The following is an 18,485-nucleotide window of genomic DNA, read 5'->3' as shown; positions in this document are numbered from 1 at the left end:
ACGAAAAAACCCTTGGCTTCAGGCCAAGGGTTTTTCGTTAATCAACCTGCAGCGGGATCACTCCCACTCAATGGTCGCCGGCGGCTTGCTCGACACGTCGTAAGTGACGCGGGAGATGCCTTCGATTTCATTGATGATACGGCCGGAGACGGTTTCCAGCAGTTCGTAAGGCAGGTGAGCCCAACGCGCGGTCATGAAGTCGATGGTTTCCACGGCACGCAGGGCAACCACCCAAGCGTAACGACGGCCATCGCCAACAACGCCAACCGATTTCACTGGCTGGAACACCACGAACGCCTGGCTGACTTTGTGGTACCAGTCGGCTTTGCGCAGTTCTTCGATGAAGATGTGGTCGGCACGACGCAGCAGGTCGGCGTATTCCTTTTTCACTTCACCGAGGATACGCACGCCCAGGCCCGGGCCCGGGAACGGGTGACGGTAGACCATGTCGTACGGCAGGCCCAGTTCCAGACCCAGACGACGGACTTCGTCCTTGAACAGTTCGCGCAGTGGCTCGACCAGTTTCAGGTTCATCTCTTCCGGCAGGCCGCCCACATTGTGGTGCGACTTGATCACGTGGGCCTTGCCGCTTTTCGCGCCAGCCGACTCGATCACGTCCGGGTAGATGGTGCCCTGAGCGAGGTACTTGATGTTTTCCAGTTTGTTCGACTGGGCATCAAAGACGTCGATGAAGGTGCGACCGATGATCTTGCGCTTCTTCTCCGGGTCGGCTTCGCCGGCCAGGTTGTTGAGGAACTGCTCTTCAGCGTTGGCGCGGATCACTTTGACGCCCATGTTCTCGGCGAACATGGCCATCACTTGCTCGCCTTCGTGCAGACGCAGCAGGCCGTTGTCGACGAAGACGCAGGTCAGTTGGTCGCCGATGGCTTTGTGCAGCAGCGCAGCAACAACCGAGGAGTCAACGCCGCCGGACAGACCCAGCAGCACGTTGTCGGTGCCGACTTGTGCGCGGATGTTGGCGATGGCGTCTTCAGCGATCTTCGACGGCGTCCACAGGGCTTCACAGCCGCAGATGTCGAGGACGAAGCGCGACAGGATACGACCGCCCTGTTTGGTGTGGGTCACTTCCGGGTGGAACTGCACGCCGTAGTAGCCACGGTCGTCGTTGAACATACCGGCGATCGGGCAGCTTGGGGTGCTGGCGAGGATGTGGAAGTCTTCCGGCATCCGGGTGACCTTGTCACCGTGGCTCATCCACACGTCGAGGCCGAACAGGCCGTCAGCGTCGATGTGGTCTTCGATGCCGTCGAGCAGGCGGCTCTTGCCAACCACGTCAACGCGGGCGTAACCGAACTCACGCAGTTCGGAACCTTCAACCTTGCCGCCCAGTTGCTCGGCCATGGTCTGCATGCCGTAGCAGATACCGAAAACCGGTACGCCCAGGTCAAACACGGCCTGTGGGCAACGCGGGCTGTCGGCGACGTGCACGGACTCGGGGCCGCCGGCGAGGATGACGCCTTTAGGAGCGAATTCGCGGATCGCATCTTCGTCCATGTCGAACGGGTGCAGTTCGCAGTACACACCGATTTCACGCACGCGGCGGGCAATCAGTTGGGTGTATTGCGAACCGAAGTCGAGGATCAGGATGCGGTGAGCGTGAATATCGAGGGCCATGATTCAGTCTCGTTTAAGTCGTTCAGAAACAGTCGTGATTCAGAAACAACTCGGGGCTGAATCAAACAGCCCCGGTTGCTTACTTTATTGCTTGAAGGCTCAACCTACGCGGTAGTTTGGCGCTTCTTTGGTGATCTGCACGTCGTGAACGTGGGATTCGGCCATGCCCGCGCCGGTGATCCGCACGAATTCAGGCTTGGTGCGCATTTCTTCGATGTTGGCGCTGCCGGTGTAACCCATCGAGGAACGCAGACCGCCCATCAACTGGTGAATGATCGCGCTCAGGGTGCCTTTGTAAGGAACACGGCCTTCGATGCCTTCCGGAACGAGTTTCTCGGCGCCTGCCGAGGAGTCCTGGAAGTAACGGTCGGAGGAGCCTTGAGCCTGGGACATGGCGCCCAGCGAACCCATGCCGCGATACGCCTTGTACGAACGGCCCTGGAACAGTTCGATCTCGCCCGGCGCTTCTTCAGTACCGGCGAACATCGAGCCCATCATCACGCAGGAAGCACCGGCGACGATGGCCTTGGACAGGTCACCGGAGAAACGGATGCCGCCGTCGGCGATCAACGGAACGCCAGTGCCTTCAAGGGCAGCGGCAACGTTGGCGATAGCACTGATTTGTGGGACGCCGACACCGGCGACGATACGGGTGGTGCAGATCGAGCCAGGGCCGATACCGACCTTGACTGCGTCAGCGCCTGCTTCGGCCAGAGCCTTGGCAGCGGCGCCGGTGGCGATGTTGCCGCCGATCACCTGCACTTCAGGGAAGTTCTCTTTGACCCAGCGAACACGGTCGATCACGCCTTTGGAGTGACCGTGTGCGGTATCGACTACCACGACGTCCACACCAGCGTTGACCAAGGCTGCGACGCGGTCACCGGTGTCTTTACCGGTACCGACAGCAGCGCCCACGCGCAGACGACCTTGATCGTCCTTGCTGGCCAGCGGGTAGGCTTTGGCTTTTTCGATATCGTTGACGGTCATCATGCCTTTGAGGGCGAATTTGTCGTCGACGATCAGCACGCGCTCGATGCGGTGCTTGTGCAGCAGTTCGCGTGCTTCGTCCTTGCTCGCGCCTTCCTTGATCGTGACCAGACGCTCTTTGGGCGTCATCACTTCACGGACGGTGGCTTCCAGACGGCTTTCGAAACGTACGTCACGGGAAGTGACGATGCCGACCAGGTCGCCATCGTGCAGAACCGGAACGCCGGAAATGTTGTGCATGCGGGTCAATTCGAACAGATCACGAACCGTGGCATCAGCCTCGATGGTGATCGGATCCTTGACGACGCCGGCTTCGAACTTCTTGACCTTACGCACTTCGGCAGCTTGCTGCTCGATGGTCATGTTCTTGTGGATAATGCCGATGCCACCTTCCTGAGCCATGGCGATTGCCAGACGGGCTTCAGTGACGGTGTCCATTGCAGCAGAAACCAGAGGAATGTTCAGCTCGATGCCACGGGTAAGGCGGGTCTTGAGACTGACTTCGTTAGGAAGTACCTCGGAATAACCAGGCACTAAGAGAATGTCGTCGAATGTCAGAGCTTCTTGGCTGATACGCAGCATCGCGGGGGCTCCCGAGCGGGAAAATGGAAGCGCGCCATTATAGTCAGACACCCCCTGCTGTTCAATGTAAAACTCAGCTTAATATCAATGTTGCTGATGTACGGGAAATCCCCGCCCCTACAGCTCCACCTTGACCCAAGAGACAGGTTGATCGAGCCAATCGGCGAACTCATCGATAAAGCTTTGCTTGAAGCCCGCCTCCAGCCAGTTATTGAAGATGAAACCAAGGTTGGAGAACGCGCATTCCTGCAAAAACAGAAAACCGTTGATGTCATCTTCGTGCCCGCATTCCGGGCAAGTGAAGTTGTCGGTGCGGCCCGGGAACCAGTCTTCAAGGCTTTCGAACAGTGCTTCGCCGACTTCACGACGGCACTCGGCGCAACCAGCTTCTTCGAGGAAGCCCTTGGCCGGCGTGTAGATGCAGCGCTTGGTGACGATCTCCAGCCCGTTGATCGGCTCACCGAATGGCAAGGCTTGCGGGTGCAGGACCACAGCACGGGCGCCATCGGCAATCGCGTAAGCCATGCGGTTGCCGGTGCGGCCACAGGTGGTCAGCTCTTCTTTGATGATGTTCTTGCGCACCAGCCAGCGCACGATCGCCCGCGCCCGGGGTTCGTGGACCGGCAGGGTGGAGATTTTCGGGACGATGATGCTTTGCGAATTCATGGTGCAGCCTGCGACGTCAAATGGAAATTCTGCGGTGCTCACTCCGCCGCCATCGCGGGCAAGCCCGCTCCCACAGGGATCTCGTTCGGTCACAAATGTTGTGTACACCAGAGAAACCTGTGGGAGCGGGCTTGCCCGCGATGGCGTCAGTGCGGCCGGCAGCTTAATCCCTGACAAAATCCGGTCAAGTGCTGAGGTAGCGCCCGATCAACGCCAGCCCGCTCGCCAGCACCAGCCACGTCACCAATCGCACAAACGCCTCGCGCGACAGGCGCATGGTCAATCGCCGCCCGATCCACAACCCCAGCGCCATGGCCGGCAACAGACACAGCGCCAGCATCAACAAGGGTAGCTCGGCATATACACCGGCGATAGCAAACAGGCTCAAACGCACCACCGTGCTGCAACTGATCAACGCACTTTGCGTGGCCCGCGCCGCATCCTTCGGCAGCCGACTATTCAGATAGATCGCATAAAGAAACCCGCCACTGCCAAACAGCGCCCCAAACAACCCGCCCACCGTCCCCATCGGCACCGCCCATGCCGTCGACAATTGCGTTGGCCGCGCCTTCACCCACAAGCTGTAAATCGCATAGGCGCTGATAAACAACCCCATCAACAACAGCAACACATCGGATTTGAGGTTGAGCAGAAAAATCACCCCCAACGTGCAACCGACTGCCATACACGGCAGCAGCCGCAGCAACTCGGGTTTGGCCACATCCCGCCGCGACGGCAGCAGATTGCCGAACGCCGCAACAAAATCCAGCAGCACCAGCAACGGCACGATTTTCGACAACGGCATGAACAGAATCAGAATCGGCCCCGCCACCAGCGCCGTGCCAAACCCGGCAATGCCGAACACGATATAGGCCAGGGCGATCCCCAGCCCGATCACCGCCCAACCGCCGGGGCCCCACGCCCACTCACTCAACAACCCGGCCACGCTCATTGATCTGCTTCCTTAATAAGCCTGTGATGACTTTAGCCAGCGCCGAGGGTTGCGACTAATATCTTAAAAATCGCCCACCCATCTCAAAAAGGCATGCCTGATGCTTTCAACCCGTCAACTGCGTTACTTCGTCGAAATCGCTGAGTGCGGCAGCTTCAGTTCGGCAGCCGAACGGTTGTTTGTTGCGCAATCGGCGCTGAGCCGGCAGATCAAGGACATGGAGACGCGGCTGCAAACACCACTGTTCGAACGAACCGCGCGCCAGCCTCGCCTGACAGCGGCAGGCGAGGCGTTTTTGCCGCGCGCCAGAAATCTGCTCAATGAGTTGAGCAAGGCCAGTGCCATGGCCACTGAAGTCGGTAACGGTCAGCTCGGCACATTGCGCCTCAGCCACTCCAGCACCGTGTCGATCAGCGGACGTTTGCTCGGTGAAATCGGTGCGTATCTGCAGCAACAGCCTGGCGTGTCACTGGATATCGGCAAGTTGTCTTCCGAGGCGCAACTGAAAGAGTTGGCCGAAGGACGCCTCGATATCGGCCTGCTGCGCCTGCCCGTGTTGCGCCAGCGCGAAGGTATTCAGATTGTCCCGCTGTTTACTGAACGGTTGCTGCTGGCGGTACCGATGGATCATCGATTGGCCGACACTGAACGTGTCGATTTGGCACAACTGAAGGACGAAGCGTTCATCTCCATTCCGCACCCGCAACGCGGCGGCTTGAGTTACCTGTGTGCCGACCTGTGTATGCGTCAGGGTTTCTTCCCGAAAGCGGCGCGGGTGATGTCGCGCAAGACCACGCAATTGCAGTTGATCCAGGCCGGTTTCGGCATCGCCCTGCTGCCGGAATCGATGCAGGACATCGCCCCGAGCGGCGTACGATTTCTGCCGCTGACCGATCCCGACTGCCACAGCACCGTCGCCCTCGCCTATCGACAGGATCCCACCCCGCTGATCCAACACTTCCTCCAGACTTTCACCAATCCCTTGTAGGAGTGAGCCTGCTCGCGATAGCAATCTGTCCATCACCTCCTTATTGCCTGACATACCGCTATCGCGAGCAGGCTCACTCCTACAGGGGATTTGTGGTGATTCATGGAGATTGATCAGCAAATGCCTTTAAACTGCGCCCCATGATTAAAGATCCCTTTGCAAGACTTGGCCTGGACCGTGAAGTCCTGACCGTCAGCCAACTCAACGGCCGCGCGCGGGTGTTGCTCGAAGACGTGTTCAGCAACATCTGGGTCGAAGGCGAAATTTCCAACCTCGCCCGCCCGGCGTCCGGTCACATCTACTTCACCCTCAAGGACAGCGGCGCGCAGGTGCGTTGCGCGCTGTTCCGGCAGAACGCCGCGCGAGTGCGTCAGGCGTTGAAGGACGGCCTGGCGGTGAAGGTGCGTGGCAAGGTTTCGTTGTTTGAAGGCCGTGGCGACTATCAACTGATCCTCGACACCGTCGAACCTGCCGGTGACGGTGCGCTACGTCTGGCCTTCGATGCCTTGAAAGAAAAGCTCAGCGCCGAAGGCCTGTTCAGTGCCGAACGCAAAGTGCCGCTGCCCGCGCATCCGCAGCGCATCGGTATCATCAGTTCACCCACCGGCGCGGTGATTCGCGACATCATCAGCGTATTCCGCCGGCGTGCGCCGCAGGTGCAACTGACGCTGATTCCGACTGCCGTACAGGGCCGCGAAGCCACCGCGCAAATCGTCCGCGCGCTGAAAATGGCCGATGCCCGTGGTTTCGACGCACTGATCCTCGCCCGTGGCGGCGGCTCGTTGGAGGATCTCTGGTGCTTCAACGAAGAAGCCGTGGCCCGCGCCGTCGATGCCTGCGTGACGCCAATTGTCAGCGCCGTCGGTCACGAAACCGATGTGTCGATCAGTGACTTTGTCGCTGACGTGCGCGCACCGACGCCGTCCGCCGCCGCTGAGTTGCTCGCGCCCGATTCCAGTCACTTGATCCGTCAGGTCGAAAGCCTGCATCGCCGCTTGGTGATGCGTATGCGCGATCGCTTGATGCGTGATCGCCTGCGCCTGGAAGGTATGGCCCGTCGCTTGCGTCATCCCGGCGAACGTCTGCGCCAGCAGGCTCAGCGTCTGGATGATCTGGACATGCGCATGCGCCGCGCTTTCGAGCGTCATCTCAACACTCGCCGCGAACGCTTGATCCGCCTGGAAACCCGTCTCGCCGGGCAACATCCGGGACGGCAACTGGCGATGTTGCGTCAGCGCCTCGACAGCCTCGCCGAACGTCTGCCCCGGGCCATGCGCGAAGGCCTGAAAAACCGTCGCCTGCAACTGCACAGCCAAATGCAGACGCTGCATGTGGTCAGCCCGCTGGCAACGCTCGGGCGTGGTTACAGCATTCTGCTGGATGAGCGCGGCCAGGCGATCCGCAACGCCGCGCAAACCCACACCGGCCAGCGTCTCAAAGCCAAACTCGGCGAAGGCGAACTGCAAGTGCGCGTCGAGGACAATCACCTGACGCCTGTCACCCTCTCTTTACTGGACTGATCAATGTCGCGTTTTCTGGCTCCACTGTTTTTGCTCTGTCTGACCTTTAACGCCCACGCAGACAGTTACATCACCCGGCTGCTGAACAAACCGGTGCCGGGCGGCGTCGCGGTGGTTGATCTGGGCGCGGCCGCGCAGGCGCCGAAAGCCACCTATCAGGGCAAACCGGTGCTGGTGGTCAAGGAACAGAACAACTGGCTGGCGATTGTCGGCGTGCCGTTGACGGTAAAGCCGGGTGCGCAACAGATCAGCAGTGGCGGGCGTAATCTGCCGTTCACCGTGGGTAGCAAGAAGTACCCGGAACAGCGCATTACTCTGAAGAACAAGCAGCAGGTCAATCCGGATCAGTCGAACCTCAAGCGCATCGAGGGTGAACTGGCTGAACAGATCAAGGCTTACCGCAGCTTCAGCCCGAACACGCCGAGTAATCTGCTGTTGGACAAACCGGTTAATGGGCCGTTGTCGAGCAAGTTTGGCGTGCGCCGCTTCTTTAATGGTGAAGAGCGCAATCCCCACGCCGGCCTCGACTTTGCCGTGCCGGCGGGTACGCCGATCAAGACCCCGGCGGCGGGCAAGGTGATCCTCACGGGCAACTACTTCTTCAACGGCAACACGGTGTTTGTCGACCATGGCCAAGGCTTTATCAGCATGTTCTGCCATATGTCGAAGATTGATGTGAAGGTTGGCGATCAACTGGCGCGCGGAGCCGTGGTCGGCAAAGTCGGCGCGACTGGCCGGGCGACCGGGCCGCACATGCACTGGAATGTCAGCCTGAATGATGCGCGGGTGGATCCGGCGATTTTCATTGGTGCGTTTCAACCTTAAAAAATAGAGCGAAGCTTAAGGCCTCATCGCGAGCAGGCTCACTCCTACATTGGACTGGTGTTGTGAACACGATCAACTGTAGGAGTGAGCCTGCTCGCGATGGCGGCTTATGCTGTATTCAAACACCCCTGAGCCCCATCACCCCCGATTGCGCCCCAATCAAACCTCGCGCAAATATCACAACGATCAGCGATCTCCAGCGCAATAAAATCCCGCCAAAACTCTCTTTCCGAGTATTCCTCTCAATTTTTTCCGACTGCTTGCCATCCTCTCCCCTCGCGGTTAGGGTTGAAGGCATGAAAACCTCTCACACCCTCATTCAGCTTCGCCAGCACCGCAGCCTGTGCCTTGTCAGCGCACGACTGCCAGGCTGAATCGCTGCGCCTCGTCCCACGCTTTTCCCAGAACATTCGTAACACCGGCAGGCCGCCTCTTTTCGGCCCAGACAATAAGGAATTTCCCGATGAGCATGCTCAAAGATCCGTCTTCGAAATACCGCGCGTTTCCTGTCATCAATCTGCCGGATCGCACCTGGCCGTCGAAAACCATCGACACCGCGCCGATCTGGTGCAGCTCCGACCTGCGCGACGGCAACCAGTCGCTGATCGAGCCGATGGACGCGGTGAAGAAGCTGCGCTTCTGGAAAACCCTCGTGCAAGTCGGCGTGAAGGAAATCGAAGCGTCGTTCCCGGCCGCTTCGCAAACCGACTTCGACTTCGTGCGTACCCTGATCGAAGAAGGCCACATCCCGGACGACACCACCATTCAGGTGCTGACCCAGGGCCGTGAAGACTTGATCGAGCGCACCTTCGAATCGCTGCGCGGCGCGAAGAAAGCCATCGTTCACCTGTACAACGCCACTTCGCCTTCTTTCCGTCGCATCGTCTTCAACCAGGACAAGGACGGCATCAAGGCAATCGCGGTGAACGCGGCCAAGCTGTTCGTCAAATACGCGGCGATGCAGCCGGACACCGAATGGACTTTCGAATACTCGCCGGAAACTTTCAGCGCCACCGAGCTGGAATTCGCCAAGGAAGTCTGTGACGCGGTGATCGAGGTGTGGAACCCGACGCCTGAGCACAAGATGATCCTCAACCTGCCCGCCACCGTTGAGTGCGCAACGCCGAATGTCTACGCCGACCAGATCGAGTGGTTCGGCCGCAACATCAACCGCCGTGACAGCGTGATCATCAGCCTGCACACCCACAACGACCGTGGCACTGGCGTTGCGGCTACCGAACTGGGCCTGATGGCCGGCGCCGATCGCGTCGAAGGCTGCCTGTTCGGCAACGGCGAGCGTACCGGTAACGTCGACCTCGTCACCGTCGCACTGAACATGTACACCCAGGGTCTCGACCCGCAGCTGGACTTCTCCGACATCGACGGCGTGCGCAAAGTGGTCGAGGAGTGCAACCAGATTCAGGTTCACCCGCGTCACCCGTACGTTGGCGACCTGGTGCACACCGCGTTCTCCGGCTCGCACCAGGATGCGATCCGCAAGGGCTTCTCCCAGCAGAAACCAGACGCGCTTTGGGAAGTCCCGTACTTGCCGATCGACCCGGCCGATATCGGTCGCAGCTACGAGGCAGTGATTCGCGTCAACAGCCAATCGGGCAAGGGGGGCATCGCCTACTTGCTGGAGCAGGAATACGGCATCAGCCTGCCACGTCGCATGCAGATCGAATTCAGCCAGGTCGTGCAGCGTGAAACCGACCGTCTCGGTCTGGAGATGACCGCCAAGCAGATCCACTCGCTGTTGATCAGCGAATACCTGCAAGCCAACACCCCTTACGCGCTGGTCAGCCATCGCCTGCAGGAAGAAAACGGCAACAGCGCCGTCGAAGTGGAAGTGGCCAGCAAAGGTCAGGGCGAAACCAACCTGCACTGGCGCGGCAAAGGCAACGGTGCACTGGAAGCACTGGTCGCCGGCCTGCCGATTCCGGTGGAGATCATGGACTACAACGAACACGCCATCGGCGCGGGCACCAACGCCAAGGCAGCGGCGTACATCGAACTGCGTGTGAACGGCGAACGTGCAGTGCACGGCGTGGGTATCGATGAAAACATCACCACCGCGAGCTTCAAGGCGCTGTTCAGCGCGTTGAACCGCTCGCTGAGCCAGCCTGAGGCGAAAGCAGCGTAATCGACCGCTGAAATGTAAAAGGCCCCGGAGTGCGAACTCCGGGGCCTTTTTTTGCCTGATGCGCTCGTTCCCATGCTCCGCGTGGGAATGCCTCAAGGGACGCGGAGCGTCACGGGCTGCATTCCCACGCGGAGCGTGGGAACGATCGGCTGCCTCAGGTGAACTCGAACGTGTCAGCATCCAGATTCGCCGGAAAGCGCTCGCGATACGCCGCCAGTGGCGCCGCTTCCAAAACCACCTTGAACACACCATCCGCCTCCCCCGCCGCCAGCAAGGTTTCCCCCTGGAAATCCAGCACCTGACTGTCTCCGGTATACGCGAAGCCCTTGCCGTCGGTGCCAACGCGGTTCACCGCCGCCACATAGCAAAGGTTCTCGATCGCCCGAGCAGGCAACAGTCGGTTCCAGTGCAACCGTCGCGCCCCCGGCCAATTGGCGGTGTACAGCAGCAGATCAGTGTCCTGCGCATCGCGGCTCCACACCGGAAAGCGCAGGTCGTAACAAATCAGCGGACGGATACGCCAGCCCTTGAGTTCGAACTGCACCTGACGTTCGCCAGGGGTGTAATGGTTGTGCTCGCCGGCCATGCGGAACAGGTGACGCTTGTCGTAATGCAGCACTTCACCGTCCGGCCGCGCCCACAGCAGGCGATTGCGATGGCTGCCGTCGCCGGCCTGAATGATCACGCTGCCGGTAATGACTGCATTAAGCTTCGCCGCCTGAACCCGCAGCCATTTGCTGGTCGGGCCGTTCTCGGCTTCCGCGAGGGTTTCGGATTCCATGGAGAATCCGGTGGTGAACATTTCCGGCAGGATGATCAGATCCGCCCCGCGCGCCTGCTCCAGCAACAGCTCGAAATGCTCGAGGTTCGCCTGGCGGTCATGCCAGGCAAGGCTGGTCTGGATCAGCGCCAGGTTGAGATCGGGTAACGCACTCAGATCACGCATAGTTTCGCCGCCGCTTCTCGCAGCGTCTCCTCGCGTTTGGCGAAGCACAGACGCACCAGGCGCTGGCCTTCGGGTGGATTCTGATAGAAGACCGACACCGGAATACTCGCCACGCCGTGCTCGCGGGTCATCCACATCGCCATCTCGACGTCGTTCAGGTCGGGGCGAATCTGCGAATAATCGACCAGTTGAAAATAGGTGCCGGTGACTCGGGTAAAACTGAAGCGCGACGGCGCCAGCAGATCGCAGAACAGATCGCGCTTGGCCTGATAGAAACCCGGCAATTCTTCGACGTGCTCCGGGTGTTCAGCCATGTAATCGGCTAGCGCGTATTGCAACGGCGTAACGCCGCAGAAACTGACGTACTGGTGCACCTTGCGCAGCTCGGCCGTCAGCGCTGGTGGCGCGACGACGTAACCGGTTTTCCAGCCAGTGACGTGGTAGGTCTTGCCGAACGAACTGACCACGAAGGCGCGTTGATACAACTCTTCATGGGCGAGCACGCTAACGTGCGGTACGCCGTCAAATACCAGGTGTTCGTAGACTTCGTCGCTGATCAGATAAATGTCGCGACCACGGATCAATGCCGCCAGTTGATCCAGCTCGGCACGGCTGATCAATGCGCCGCTCGGGTTCTGCGGGGTGTTGATGACGATCATTTTCGTGCGCGGGCTCAGGGCCGCTGCGAGTTTGTCGAAATCGATGGAGAAGTCGTCCGGGTTCAGCTGCACATGCACGCAACGACCGCCCGCCAACTCTGTGGCCGGCTCGTAGCTGTCGTAGCACGGATCGAACACGATGACTTCGTCGCCGCTGTGGATAACCGCCTGAATCGCACAGAAGATCGCCTGGGTCGCGCCCGGCGTCACGGTCACTTCGCTGTCGGCATTGACCTGCACGCCATAGCTGCGAGCGATTTTCGCTGCAATCTGTTCGCGCAGTGCCGGCAGGCCAGTCATCGGCGAATACTGATTGTGGCCACTGGCAATGTGTCTACCGACCGCATCACGCAACGCCTGCGGGCCGTCAAAATCAGGAAAACCCTGGGACAGGTTGATCGCGCCGGTTTGCGCCGCGAGCTGAGACATCTGCGTGAAAATCGTGATGCCGACATTCGGCAGCTTACTGGTGATCATCGGGGGTTCCCTGCTCAACACCCGGCTCTGACGACGGCGCGGGAGAGCCCGAGGATAGCCCATCCGGCGCCCATAAAAAAAGGGCGCCGGATGGCACCCTTCTCTCACGTTGATCGTTCCCACGCTCTGCGTGGGAATGCAGCCTTGGACGCTCTGCGTCCGCCGCTTATGTGACGCAGAGCGTCACGGAATACATTCCCACGCGGAGCATGGGAACGATCAACAGCCAGCGACCTTATTTCTTGTCGCGGCGCTTCTTGTCAGCTTTCTTGTGGTGCGACATCAAACGACGCTTCTTGTTGACCTGGCGGTCGGTCAGCGTGGTCTTGTTGCCTTCGTACGGGTTCTCGCCGCCCTTGAACTCGATGCGGATCGGCGTACCGACCAGCTTCAGCACACGACGGTAGGTGTTCTCCAGATAGCGCACATACGACTTCGGCACTTTCTCGATCTGGTTACCGTGGATCACGATGATCGGCGGGTTCGCACCACCCAAGTGAGCGTAACGCAGCTTGATCCGGCGGTTGTTGACCATCGGCGGCGCGTGCTCGCCAACCGCGTCTTCGAGAATCTGGGTCAGACGGTTGGTCGGCCAGCGGGTGACCGCCGACTTGAACGAGTTCTGCACCGAAGCGTAGAGGTTGCCCACGCCAGTGCCGTGCAGGGCCGAGATGAAGTGGATGTCTGCGTAATCAACGAAGAACAGACGACGCTGCAGCTCGACCTTCACATAGTCGCGCTCGCTCGGCGTCATGCCGTCCCACTTGTTGATCGCGATCACCAGCGCGCGACCCGATTCGATGGCAAAACCGAGCAGGTTGAGGTCGTGATCGACCACACCTTCGCGGGCGTCCATCACGAAGATCACTACGTTGGCGTCTTTGATCGCTTGCAGGGTTTTGACCACGGAGAATTTTTCGACTTCTTCGTGGATCTTGCCGCGCTTGCGCACACCAGCGGTGTCGATCAGCGTGTACTTCTCTTCATTGCGCTCGAACGGAATGTAGATACTGTCACGCGTGGTGCCGGGCTGGTCATAAACGATAACCCGGTCTTCACCGAGCATGCGGTTGACCAAGGTCGACTTGCCGACGTTCGGACGACCGATGATGGCGATCTTGATCCCGTCTTTTTCGCTTGGGCCAGGAATGCGCTTGGCTTCCTCGCCTTCGGCAACGATCTCTTCTTCGCCTTCTTCCGGCTCTTCTTCGTCTCTCGGGAAATCACCGAGGGCGATTTCCAGCATCTGGGTGATGCCACGGCCGTGAGCACCGGCGATCGGGATCGCGTGGCCCATACCCAGCGGAGCGAATTCAGCGCGGGCCATTTCCGGGTCGATGTTGTCGACCTTGTTGGCAACCACGTAGGAACGCTTGTTACGTTTGCGCAGGTGTTCGGCGATCATCTGGTCGGCGGCGGTGAAACCGGCCTTGGCATCTACCAGGAACAGTACAACGTCTGCTTCTTCAATGGCCAGCAGCGACTGCTCGGCCATTTTTTCGTCCATACCGTGCTCGTCACCGGAGATACCGCCGGTGTCGACCAGAATGTAGGAACGCCCTTGCCACTTGGCCTCACCGTACTGGCGATCACGGGTCAGACCGGACAAGTCGCCGACGATGGCGTCACGAGTCCTGGTCAGGCGGTTGAACAAGGTGGACTTGCCGACGTTCGGTCGGCCCACCAGGGCGATTACGGGAACCATGCGGCTCTCCACTTCGTTATTTCAGAAAATACAAAAGCCGCTGCGAGGCAGCGGCTGGTGCTCGGGGCAACGCCTGTTAGCGCTGCAAGCCCCATGAATCCGGGGCCGCCTGGGGGTTTAACCCCAAGCATAGTTGTTACTTGATGGTCAGGGCTTCCAGTTTGCCGCTGTTGCCATATACATAAATCGTGTCACCCACCACCAGCGGACGGGCACGCAGGCCGTCGCTGTCGATGCGCTCGCGGCCGACGAAACGACCGTCAACCTGACTCAGCAGGTGCAGATAACCTTCCAGGTCACCCACTGCAACATAGCTGGAGAACACTTCCGGAGCCGACAGTTGACGGCGGGCCAGCGAATCGTTGCTCCACAATGCTGTGGTCGAACGTTCGTCGACGCCTTCAACGGTGCCCGAGGACAGGCTCACGTAAACGCTGCCGAAACCCTGAGCGATACCGGCGTAGCTCGACGCATCGCGCTGCCAGAGTTGACGACCGCTTTCCAGGTCCAGTGCCGCAACGCGACCCTGGTAGCTGGCAACGTACAGGGTGCCGCCGGACAGCAGCAGACCGCCGTCGATGTCGACCACGCGCTCCAGTTCCGAACGACCCTGTGGAATTGCGATCCGTTGTTCCCAGACCGGCACGCCGTTGGAAATGTCCAGAGCGACCACTTTACCGGTCGACAGGCCAGCCACCGCGAGGCGGTTGGTGACCAGCGGTGCACTGGTGCCACGCAGGGTCAGAACGGCCGGAGTGCTGTCGTACACCCAGCGCTGAGTACCGGTGGAGGCATCCAGACCGATCAGACGATCGTCCTGAGTCTGCACCACCACTACGTCGCCGTTGTTGGCCGGCGGCGCGAGCACTTCGCTGTTGACGCGTGCACGCCACTTCTCTTCACCATTGCTGGTGTCCAGAGCAACGACTTCGCCACGCAGCGTACCGATCAGAACCAGACCGTAACCCACGCCCACGGCGCCGGAGACCGGCAGTTCAAGATCCTGTTTCCACTTCACATCGCCATTGCCGCGATCCATGGCCATCACCACGCCGGTCACATCGGCCGCGTAGATGGTGTCACCGTCGATCGCCGGCACCAGCATGTTGTAGGTTTCGCCCTGACCGTCACCGATCGAACGACTCCACTGCTTGTGCAGAACCACTTCTTCTTTGAAGTCGGTCAGTTCAGCCGGTGGCAATTCTTTCTTGCTGTTGCTGCTGCAACCCGCGGCCAGAAGGGCCAGAGCCAGCAATGCTGCATGCTTCCAACGGATCACGTCACGCATCCCCTTTGGCCAGGTCGTCGAGCTTGATTTGAAGGCCACCGACCGCCGCTTCATCCGACAGTGCCGCCTTGGCTTTTTGATACGCCTTGTTCGCGTCATCGGTGCGGCCCAGCTGCACCAGCAGGTCGCCCTTGAGTTCTTCGCGAGTGGCCAGGAACGCTTGGTCGGCATCGCCGTCGAGCAGTTTCAGGGCATCGTCAGCCTTGTTTTGCGCGCCGAGTACCTGCGCCAGACGCTGACGGGCGATTTCGCCCAGCGCCGGGTTGGCCGGTTTGTCGACGATGGCTTTCAGTTCGGTCGCGGCGTCGTCCAGCTTGCCGCTGTCGACCGCCACTTTGGCGACGAACAGGCTGCCGTACTGCGCGTAGGCAGAACCGCCGAATTCGCTGTTGAGCTTGCCGGCCAGGTCCGCAACGCGGGCGGCATCAGGCTTGCCATCAGGCGTCAGCGTGGTTTCCAGCAGTTGCTGATAGAGCACCGAGGCGCCTTGCGACTGGTTGCTCTGATACTTGTGATAAGCCTGCCAGCCGAACACGATGACCAGCGCCAACAGGCCGCCGGTGACCAGAGGTTTGCCGTTGCGTGTCCACCAGTCCTTCAAATCCGCCAACTGTTCGTCTTCGGTACTCGACACCCCAATACTCCTTAATCGCTAAATCGGCTGTTTGGACAGCTTCAACCCTGCACGACGCAGGTGGCCAGGTGAGCGGCGAGCGCATCCCAGGCAATGCTTTGTTGTTCGCCCTGGCCACGCAGGGGTTTGAAACCTACCACTTGCTGGGCCATTTCGTCGTCACCGAGGATCAGTGCGTACAGCGCACCGCTCTTGTCGGCCTTCTTGAATTGGCTTTTGAAGCTGCCAGCGCCGGCATTGACTTGCAGACGCAGGTTTGGAAGTTGATCGCGAACACGTTCAGCCAGAGCCAGACCAGCCAGCTCGGCTTCTTCACCGAAGGCACACAGATAGACATCAACCTGACGGGAGATTTCTTCCGGGATCTGCTCCAGGGTTTCCAGCATCAGCACCAGACGCTCGATGCCCATGGCGAAACCAACACCGGTGGTCGGCTTGCCGCCCATCTGCTCGACCAGCCCGTCGTAACGGCCGCCAGCGCAGACAGTGCCCTGGGCGCCGAGCTTGTCGGTGACCCATTCGAAAACGGTTTTGCTGTAGTAGTCGAGGCCACGCACCAGCTTCGGGTTGAGCACATATGGAATGCCGACAGCATCCAGACGCGCTTTCAAACCTTCGAAGTGCGTACGGGATTCGTCATCGAGGTAGTCGGCCATCTTCGGCGCATCGACCAGCACCGCTTGAGTGTCGGCATTTTTCGTGTCGAGCACGCGCAGCGGGTTGGTTTTCAGGCGACGCTGGCTGTCTTCATCGAGCTTGTCATGATGCGCCGAGAGGTACTCGACCAGCGCTTCACGATAACGCCCACGGGACTCGCTGGTGCCCAGACTGTTGAGTTCGAGTTTGACCGCATCACGAATACCCAGCTCGCCCCACAGGCGCCAGGTCATGATGATCAGCTCGGCGTCGATGTCCGGACCGTCGAGGTTGAATACCTCCAGGCCGATCTGGTGGAACTGGCGATAACGACCTTTCTGCGGACGCTCGTGGCGGAACATCGGGCCGATGTACCAGAGTTTCTGCACCTGGCCGCCGCCGGTGATGCCGTGCTCAAGCACTGCACGCACGCATGCAGCGGTGCCTTCCGGACGCAAGGTCAGAGAGTCGCCGTTGCGGTCTTCGAAGGTGTACATCTCTTTTTCGACGATATCGGTCACTTCACCGATCGAGCGCTTGAACAGCTCGGTGAACTCGACGATCGGCATGCGGATCTGCTTGTAACCGTAGTTATCCAGCAGACGCGCAACAGTGCCCTCGAAATAACGCCACAGCGGGGTCTGTTCGGGCAGGATGTCGTTCATGCCACGAATGGCTTGCAGAGACTTGCTCACTTTAAATCCTTAAATTCGTTCGGCGCTTCAGTCAGGCTCAGCCGCGCGCAATAACCGCAGCGTCAGCTTCGACCTTTTCGGCCGCTTTCTGGCGGATCAGCTTTTCCAGCTCGTCCACCAGATTGTCATTCGTCAGTTTCTGCGACGGCTTGCCGTCGATGTAAATCAGGTTTGGCGTGCCGCCGGTCAAGCCGATATGGGCTTCCTTGGCTTCGCCGGGGCCGTTGACCACACAACCGATCACCGCGACATCCAGCGGCACCAGCAGGTCTTCAAGACGCCCTTCCAGCTCGTTCATGGTTTTCACCACATCGAAGTTCTGCCGCGAGCAGCTCGGGCAGGCGATGAAGTTGATGCCACGGGAACGCAGATGCAAAGACTTGAGAATGTCGTAACCGACCTTCACTTCCTCGACCGGGTCGGCCGCCAGCGAGATGCGGATAGTATCGCCAATCCCCTCGGCGAGCAGCATACCTAGGCCCACGGCGGATTTCACTGTGCCCGAACGCAATCCACCGGCTTCGGTGATGCCCAGGTGCAGCGGTTGAACGATTTCTTTCGCCAGCAAGCGGTAGGCTTCGACGGCCATGAACACGTCGGAGGCTTTCACGCTGACCTTGAAGTCCTGGAAATTCAGGCGTTCGAGGTGTTCAACGTGACGCAAAGCAGATTCGACCAGCGCAGCCGGGGTCGGCTCGCCGTATTTCTTTTGCAGGTCTTTTTCCAGGGAACCGGCGTTGACGCCGATGCGGATCGGAATGCCGCGATCACGCGCTGCATCGACGACCGCGCGAACACGGTCTTCACGACCGATGTTGCCCGGGTTGATGCGCAGGCAGTCCACGCCCAACTCGGCTACGCGCAAGGCGATCTTGTAATCGAAGTGGATGTCGGCAACCAGCGGCACTTTGACCAGTTGCTTGATCTTGCCGAACGCCTCGGCGGCGTCCATGTCCGGCACCGAGACGCGGACGATGTCGACGCCAGCAGCTTCAAGACGGTTGATTTGCGCAACAGTGGCGGCGACGTCATTGGTGTCGCTGTTGGTCATGCTCTGCACCGCGATCGGCGCGTCGCCGCCCACCGGTACGTTGCCGACCCAGATCTTGCGCGAAACGCGACGTTTGATTGGAGATTCGCCGTGCAT

15 protein-coding genes are annotated in these 18,485 nt (G+C 59.9%); 4 read left to right on the top strand and 11 right to left on the bottom strand.

The annotated features are described in order from the left end of the window. Positions 1-57 precede the first annotated feature (57 nt). From guaA to ACM6IN_RS27220, 4 genes are all read right to left on the bottom strand, one after another. Positions 58-1,635, bottom strand: coding sequence for a glutamine-hydrolyzing GMP synthase (gene guaA / locus ACM6IN_RS27235; protein WP_007916833.1), 1,578 nt, complete (start codon positions 1,633-1,635; stop codon positions 58-60). Between the two features lie 99 nt (positions 1,636-1,734). Then, positions 1,735-3,204, bottom strand: a complete 1,470-nt coding sequence (gene guaB / locus ACM6IN_RS27230; RefSeq protein ID WP_007916845.1) for an IMP dehydrogenase — start codon at positions 3,202-3,204, stop codon at positions 1,735-1,737. Positions 3,205-3,321: 117 nt separating this feature from the next. Continuing rightward, positions 3,322-3,870, bottom strand: a complete 549-nt coding sequence (locus tag ACM6IN_RS27225; RefSeq protein WP_038363001.1) for a sugar ABC transporter ATPase — start codon at positions 3,868-3,870, stop codon at positions 3,322-3,324. Between the two features lie 184 nt (positions 3,871-4,054). Further along, complete coding sequence (locus tag ACM6IN_RS27220; RefSeq protein ID WP_414917024.1) at positions 4,055-4,822, bottom strand: sulfite exporter TauE/SafE family protein; 768 nt, start codon at positions 4,820-4,822, stop codon at positions 4,055-4,057. Between the two features lie 100 nt (positions 4,823-4,922). On the opposite strand from ACM6IN_RS27220, the gene ACM6IN_RS27215 reads away from it, so the two are divergent. From ACM6IN_RS27215 to leuA, 4 genes are all read left to right on the top strand, one after another. Next, positions 4,923-5,810: a LysR family transcriptional regulator gene (locus tag ACM6IN_RS27215; protein ID WP_414917023.1), complete on the top strand. Its 888-nt coding sequence runs from the start codon at positions 4,923-4,925 to the stop codon at positions 5,808-5,810. Positions 5,811-5,950: 140 nt separating this feature from the next. Continuing rightward, positions 5,951-7,330 carry an exodeoxyribonuclease VII large subunit gene (gene xseA / locus ACM6IN_RS27210; protein WP_042704978.1) on the top strand — a complete coding sequence of 460 codons (1,380 nt, stop codon included), beginning with the start codon at positions 5,951-5,953 and terminating at the stop codon, positions 7,328-7,330. A 3-nt stretch (positions 7,331-7,333) separates the two neighbouring features. Then, positions 7,334-8,155, top strand: a complete 822-nt coding sequence (locus ACM6IN_RS27205) for a peptidoglycan DD-metalloendopeptidase family protein (RefSeq protein WP_414917022.1) — start codon at positions 7,334-7,336, stop codon at positions 8,153-8,155. Between the two features lie 463 nt (positions 8,156-8,618). Continuing rightward, a complete protein-coding gene (gene leuA / locus ACM6IN_RS27200; protein ID WP_007916856.1) occupies positions 8,619-10,298 on the top strand; it encodes a 2-isopropylmalate synthase in 1,680 nt (559 codons plus the stop codon). Between the two features lie 154 nt (positions 10,299-10,452). Here leuA and ACM6IN_RS27195 read toward each other — a convergent pair whose 3' ends face one another. From ACM6IN_RS27195 to ispG, 7 genes are all read right to left on the bottom strand, one after another. Then, positions 10,453-11,244, bottom strand: coding sequence for an amidohydrolase (locus tag ACM6IN_RS27195; protein ID WP_007916858.1), 792 nt, complete (start codon positions 11,242-11,244; stop codon positions 10,453-10,455). Further along, positions 11,232-12,380 (bottom strand): pyridoxal phosphate-dependent aminotransferase, encoded by a 1,149-nt coding sequence (locus tag ACM6IN_RS27190; RefSeq protein ID WP_414917021.1) that lies wholly within the window; start codon positions 12,378-12,380, stop codon positions 11,232-11,234. Before ACM6IN_RS27190 ends, ACM6IN_RS27195 begins: the two co-directional genes overlap by 13 nt. Positions 12,381-12,615: 235 nt before the next feature. Continuing rightward, a complete protein-coding gene (der, locus tag ACM6IN_RS27185; RefSeq protein WP_007950048.1) occupies positions 12,616-14,085 on the bottom strand; it encodes a ribosome biogenesis GTPase Der in 1,470 nt (489 codons plus the stop codon). A gap of 136 nt (positions 14,086-14,221) precedes the next feature. Further along, the gene (gene bamB / locus ACM6IN_RS27180; protein WP_038362973.1) at positions 14,222-15,373 is read right to left on the bottom strand and encodes an outer membrane protein assembly factor BamB; all 1,152 of its coding nucleotides are present in this window, start codon (positions 15,371-15,373) and stop codon (positions 14,222-14,224) included. Next, positions 15,366-16,007 carry a YfgM family protein gene (locus tag ACM6IN_RS27175; protein ID WP_095112383.1) on the bottom strand — a complete coding sequence of 214 codons (642 nt, stop codon included), beginning with the start codon at positions 16,005-16,007 and terminating at the stop codon, positions 15,366-15,368. The genes bamB and ACM6IN_RS27175 overlap by 8 nt, the downstream gene beginning before the upstream one ends. A 41-nt stretch (positions 16,008-16,048) precedes the next feature. Continuing rightward, entirely contained in the window at positions 16,049-17,338 is a 1,290-nt protein-coding gene (gene hisS, locus ACM6IN_RS27170) for a histidine--tRNA ligase (protein WP_007916867.1), read from the bottom strand. 37 nt (positions 17,339-17,375) lie between these two features. Continuing rightward, positions 17,376-18,485: a flavodoxin-dependent (E)-4-hydroxy-3-methylbut-2-enyl-diphosphate synthase gene (gene ispG / locus ACM6IN_RS27165; protein WP_003227888.1), complete on the bottom strand. Its 1,110-nt coding sequence runs from the start codon at positions 18,483-18,485 to the stop codon at positions 17,376-17,378.

The sequence above is a fragment of the Pseudomonas sp. IT-P395 genome (genome assembly GCF_949767675.1).
GTDB lineage: Bacteria > Pseudomonadota > Gammaproteobacteria > Pseudomonadales > Pseudomonadaceae > Aquipseudomonas.
This window is presented reverse-complemented; position numbering and strand designations above follow the sequence as displayed.

Coding starts and splice junctions, on each gene's coding strand:
- guaA (WP_007916833.1), bottom strand. CDS start 1,635: ATGGCCCTCGATATTCACGCTCACCGCATCCTGATCCTCGACTTCGGT.
- guaB (WP_007916845.1), bottom strand. CDS start 3,204: ATGCTGCGTATCAGCCAAGAAGCTCTGACATTCGACGACATTCTCTTA.
- ACM6IN_RS27225 (WP_038363001.1), bottom strand. CDS start 3,870: ATGAATTCGCAAAGCATCATCGTCCCGAAAATCTCCACCCTGCCGGTC.
- ACM6IN_RS27220 (WP_414917024.1), bottom strand. CDS start 4,822: ATGAGCGTGGCCGGGTTGTTGAGTGAGTGGGCGTGGGGCCCCGGCGGT.
- ACM6IN_RS27215 (WP_414917023.1), top strand. CDS start 4,923: ATGCTTTCAACCCGTCAACTGCGTTACTTCGTCGAAATCGCTGAGTGC.
- xseA (WP_042704978.1), top strand. CDS start 5,951: ATGATTAAAGATCCCTTTGCAAGACTTGGCCTGGACCGTGAAGTCCTG.
- ACM6IN_RS27205 (WP_414917022.1), top strand. CDS start 7,334: ATGTCGCGTTTTCTGGCTCCACTGTTTTTGCTCTGTCTGACCTTTAAC.
- leuA (WP_007916856.1), top strand. CDS start 8,619: ATGAGCATGCTCAAAGATCCGTCTTCGAAATACCGCGCGTTTCCTGTC.
- ACM6IN_RS27195 (WP_007916858.1), bottom strand. CDS start 11,244: ATGCGTGATCTGAGTGCGTTACCCGATCTCAACCTGGCGCTGATCCAG.
- ACM6IN_RS27190 (WP_414917021.1), bottom strand. CDS start 12,380: ATGATCACCAGTAAGCTGCCGAATGTCGGCATCACGATTTTCACGCAG.
- der (WP_007950048.1), bottom strand. CDS start 14,085: ATGGTTCCCGTAATCGCCCTGGTGGGCCGACCGAACGTCGGCAAGTCC.
- bamB (WP_038362973.1), bottom strand. CDS start 15,373: ATGCGTGACGTGATCCGTTGGAAGCATGCAGCATTGCTGGCTCTGGCC.
- ispG (WP_003227888.1), bottom strand. CDS start 18,485: ATGCACGGCGAATCTCCAATCAAACGTCGCGTTTCGCGCAAGATCTGG.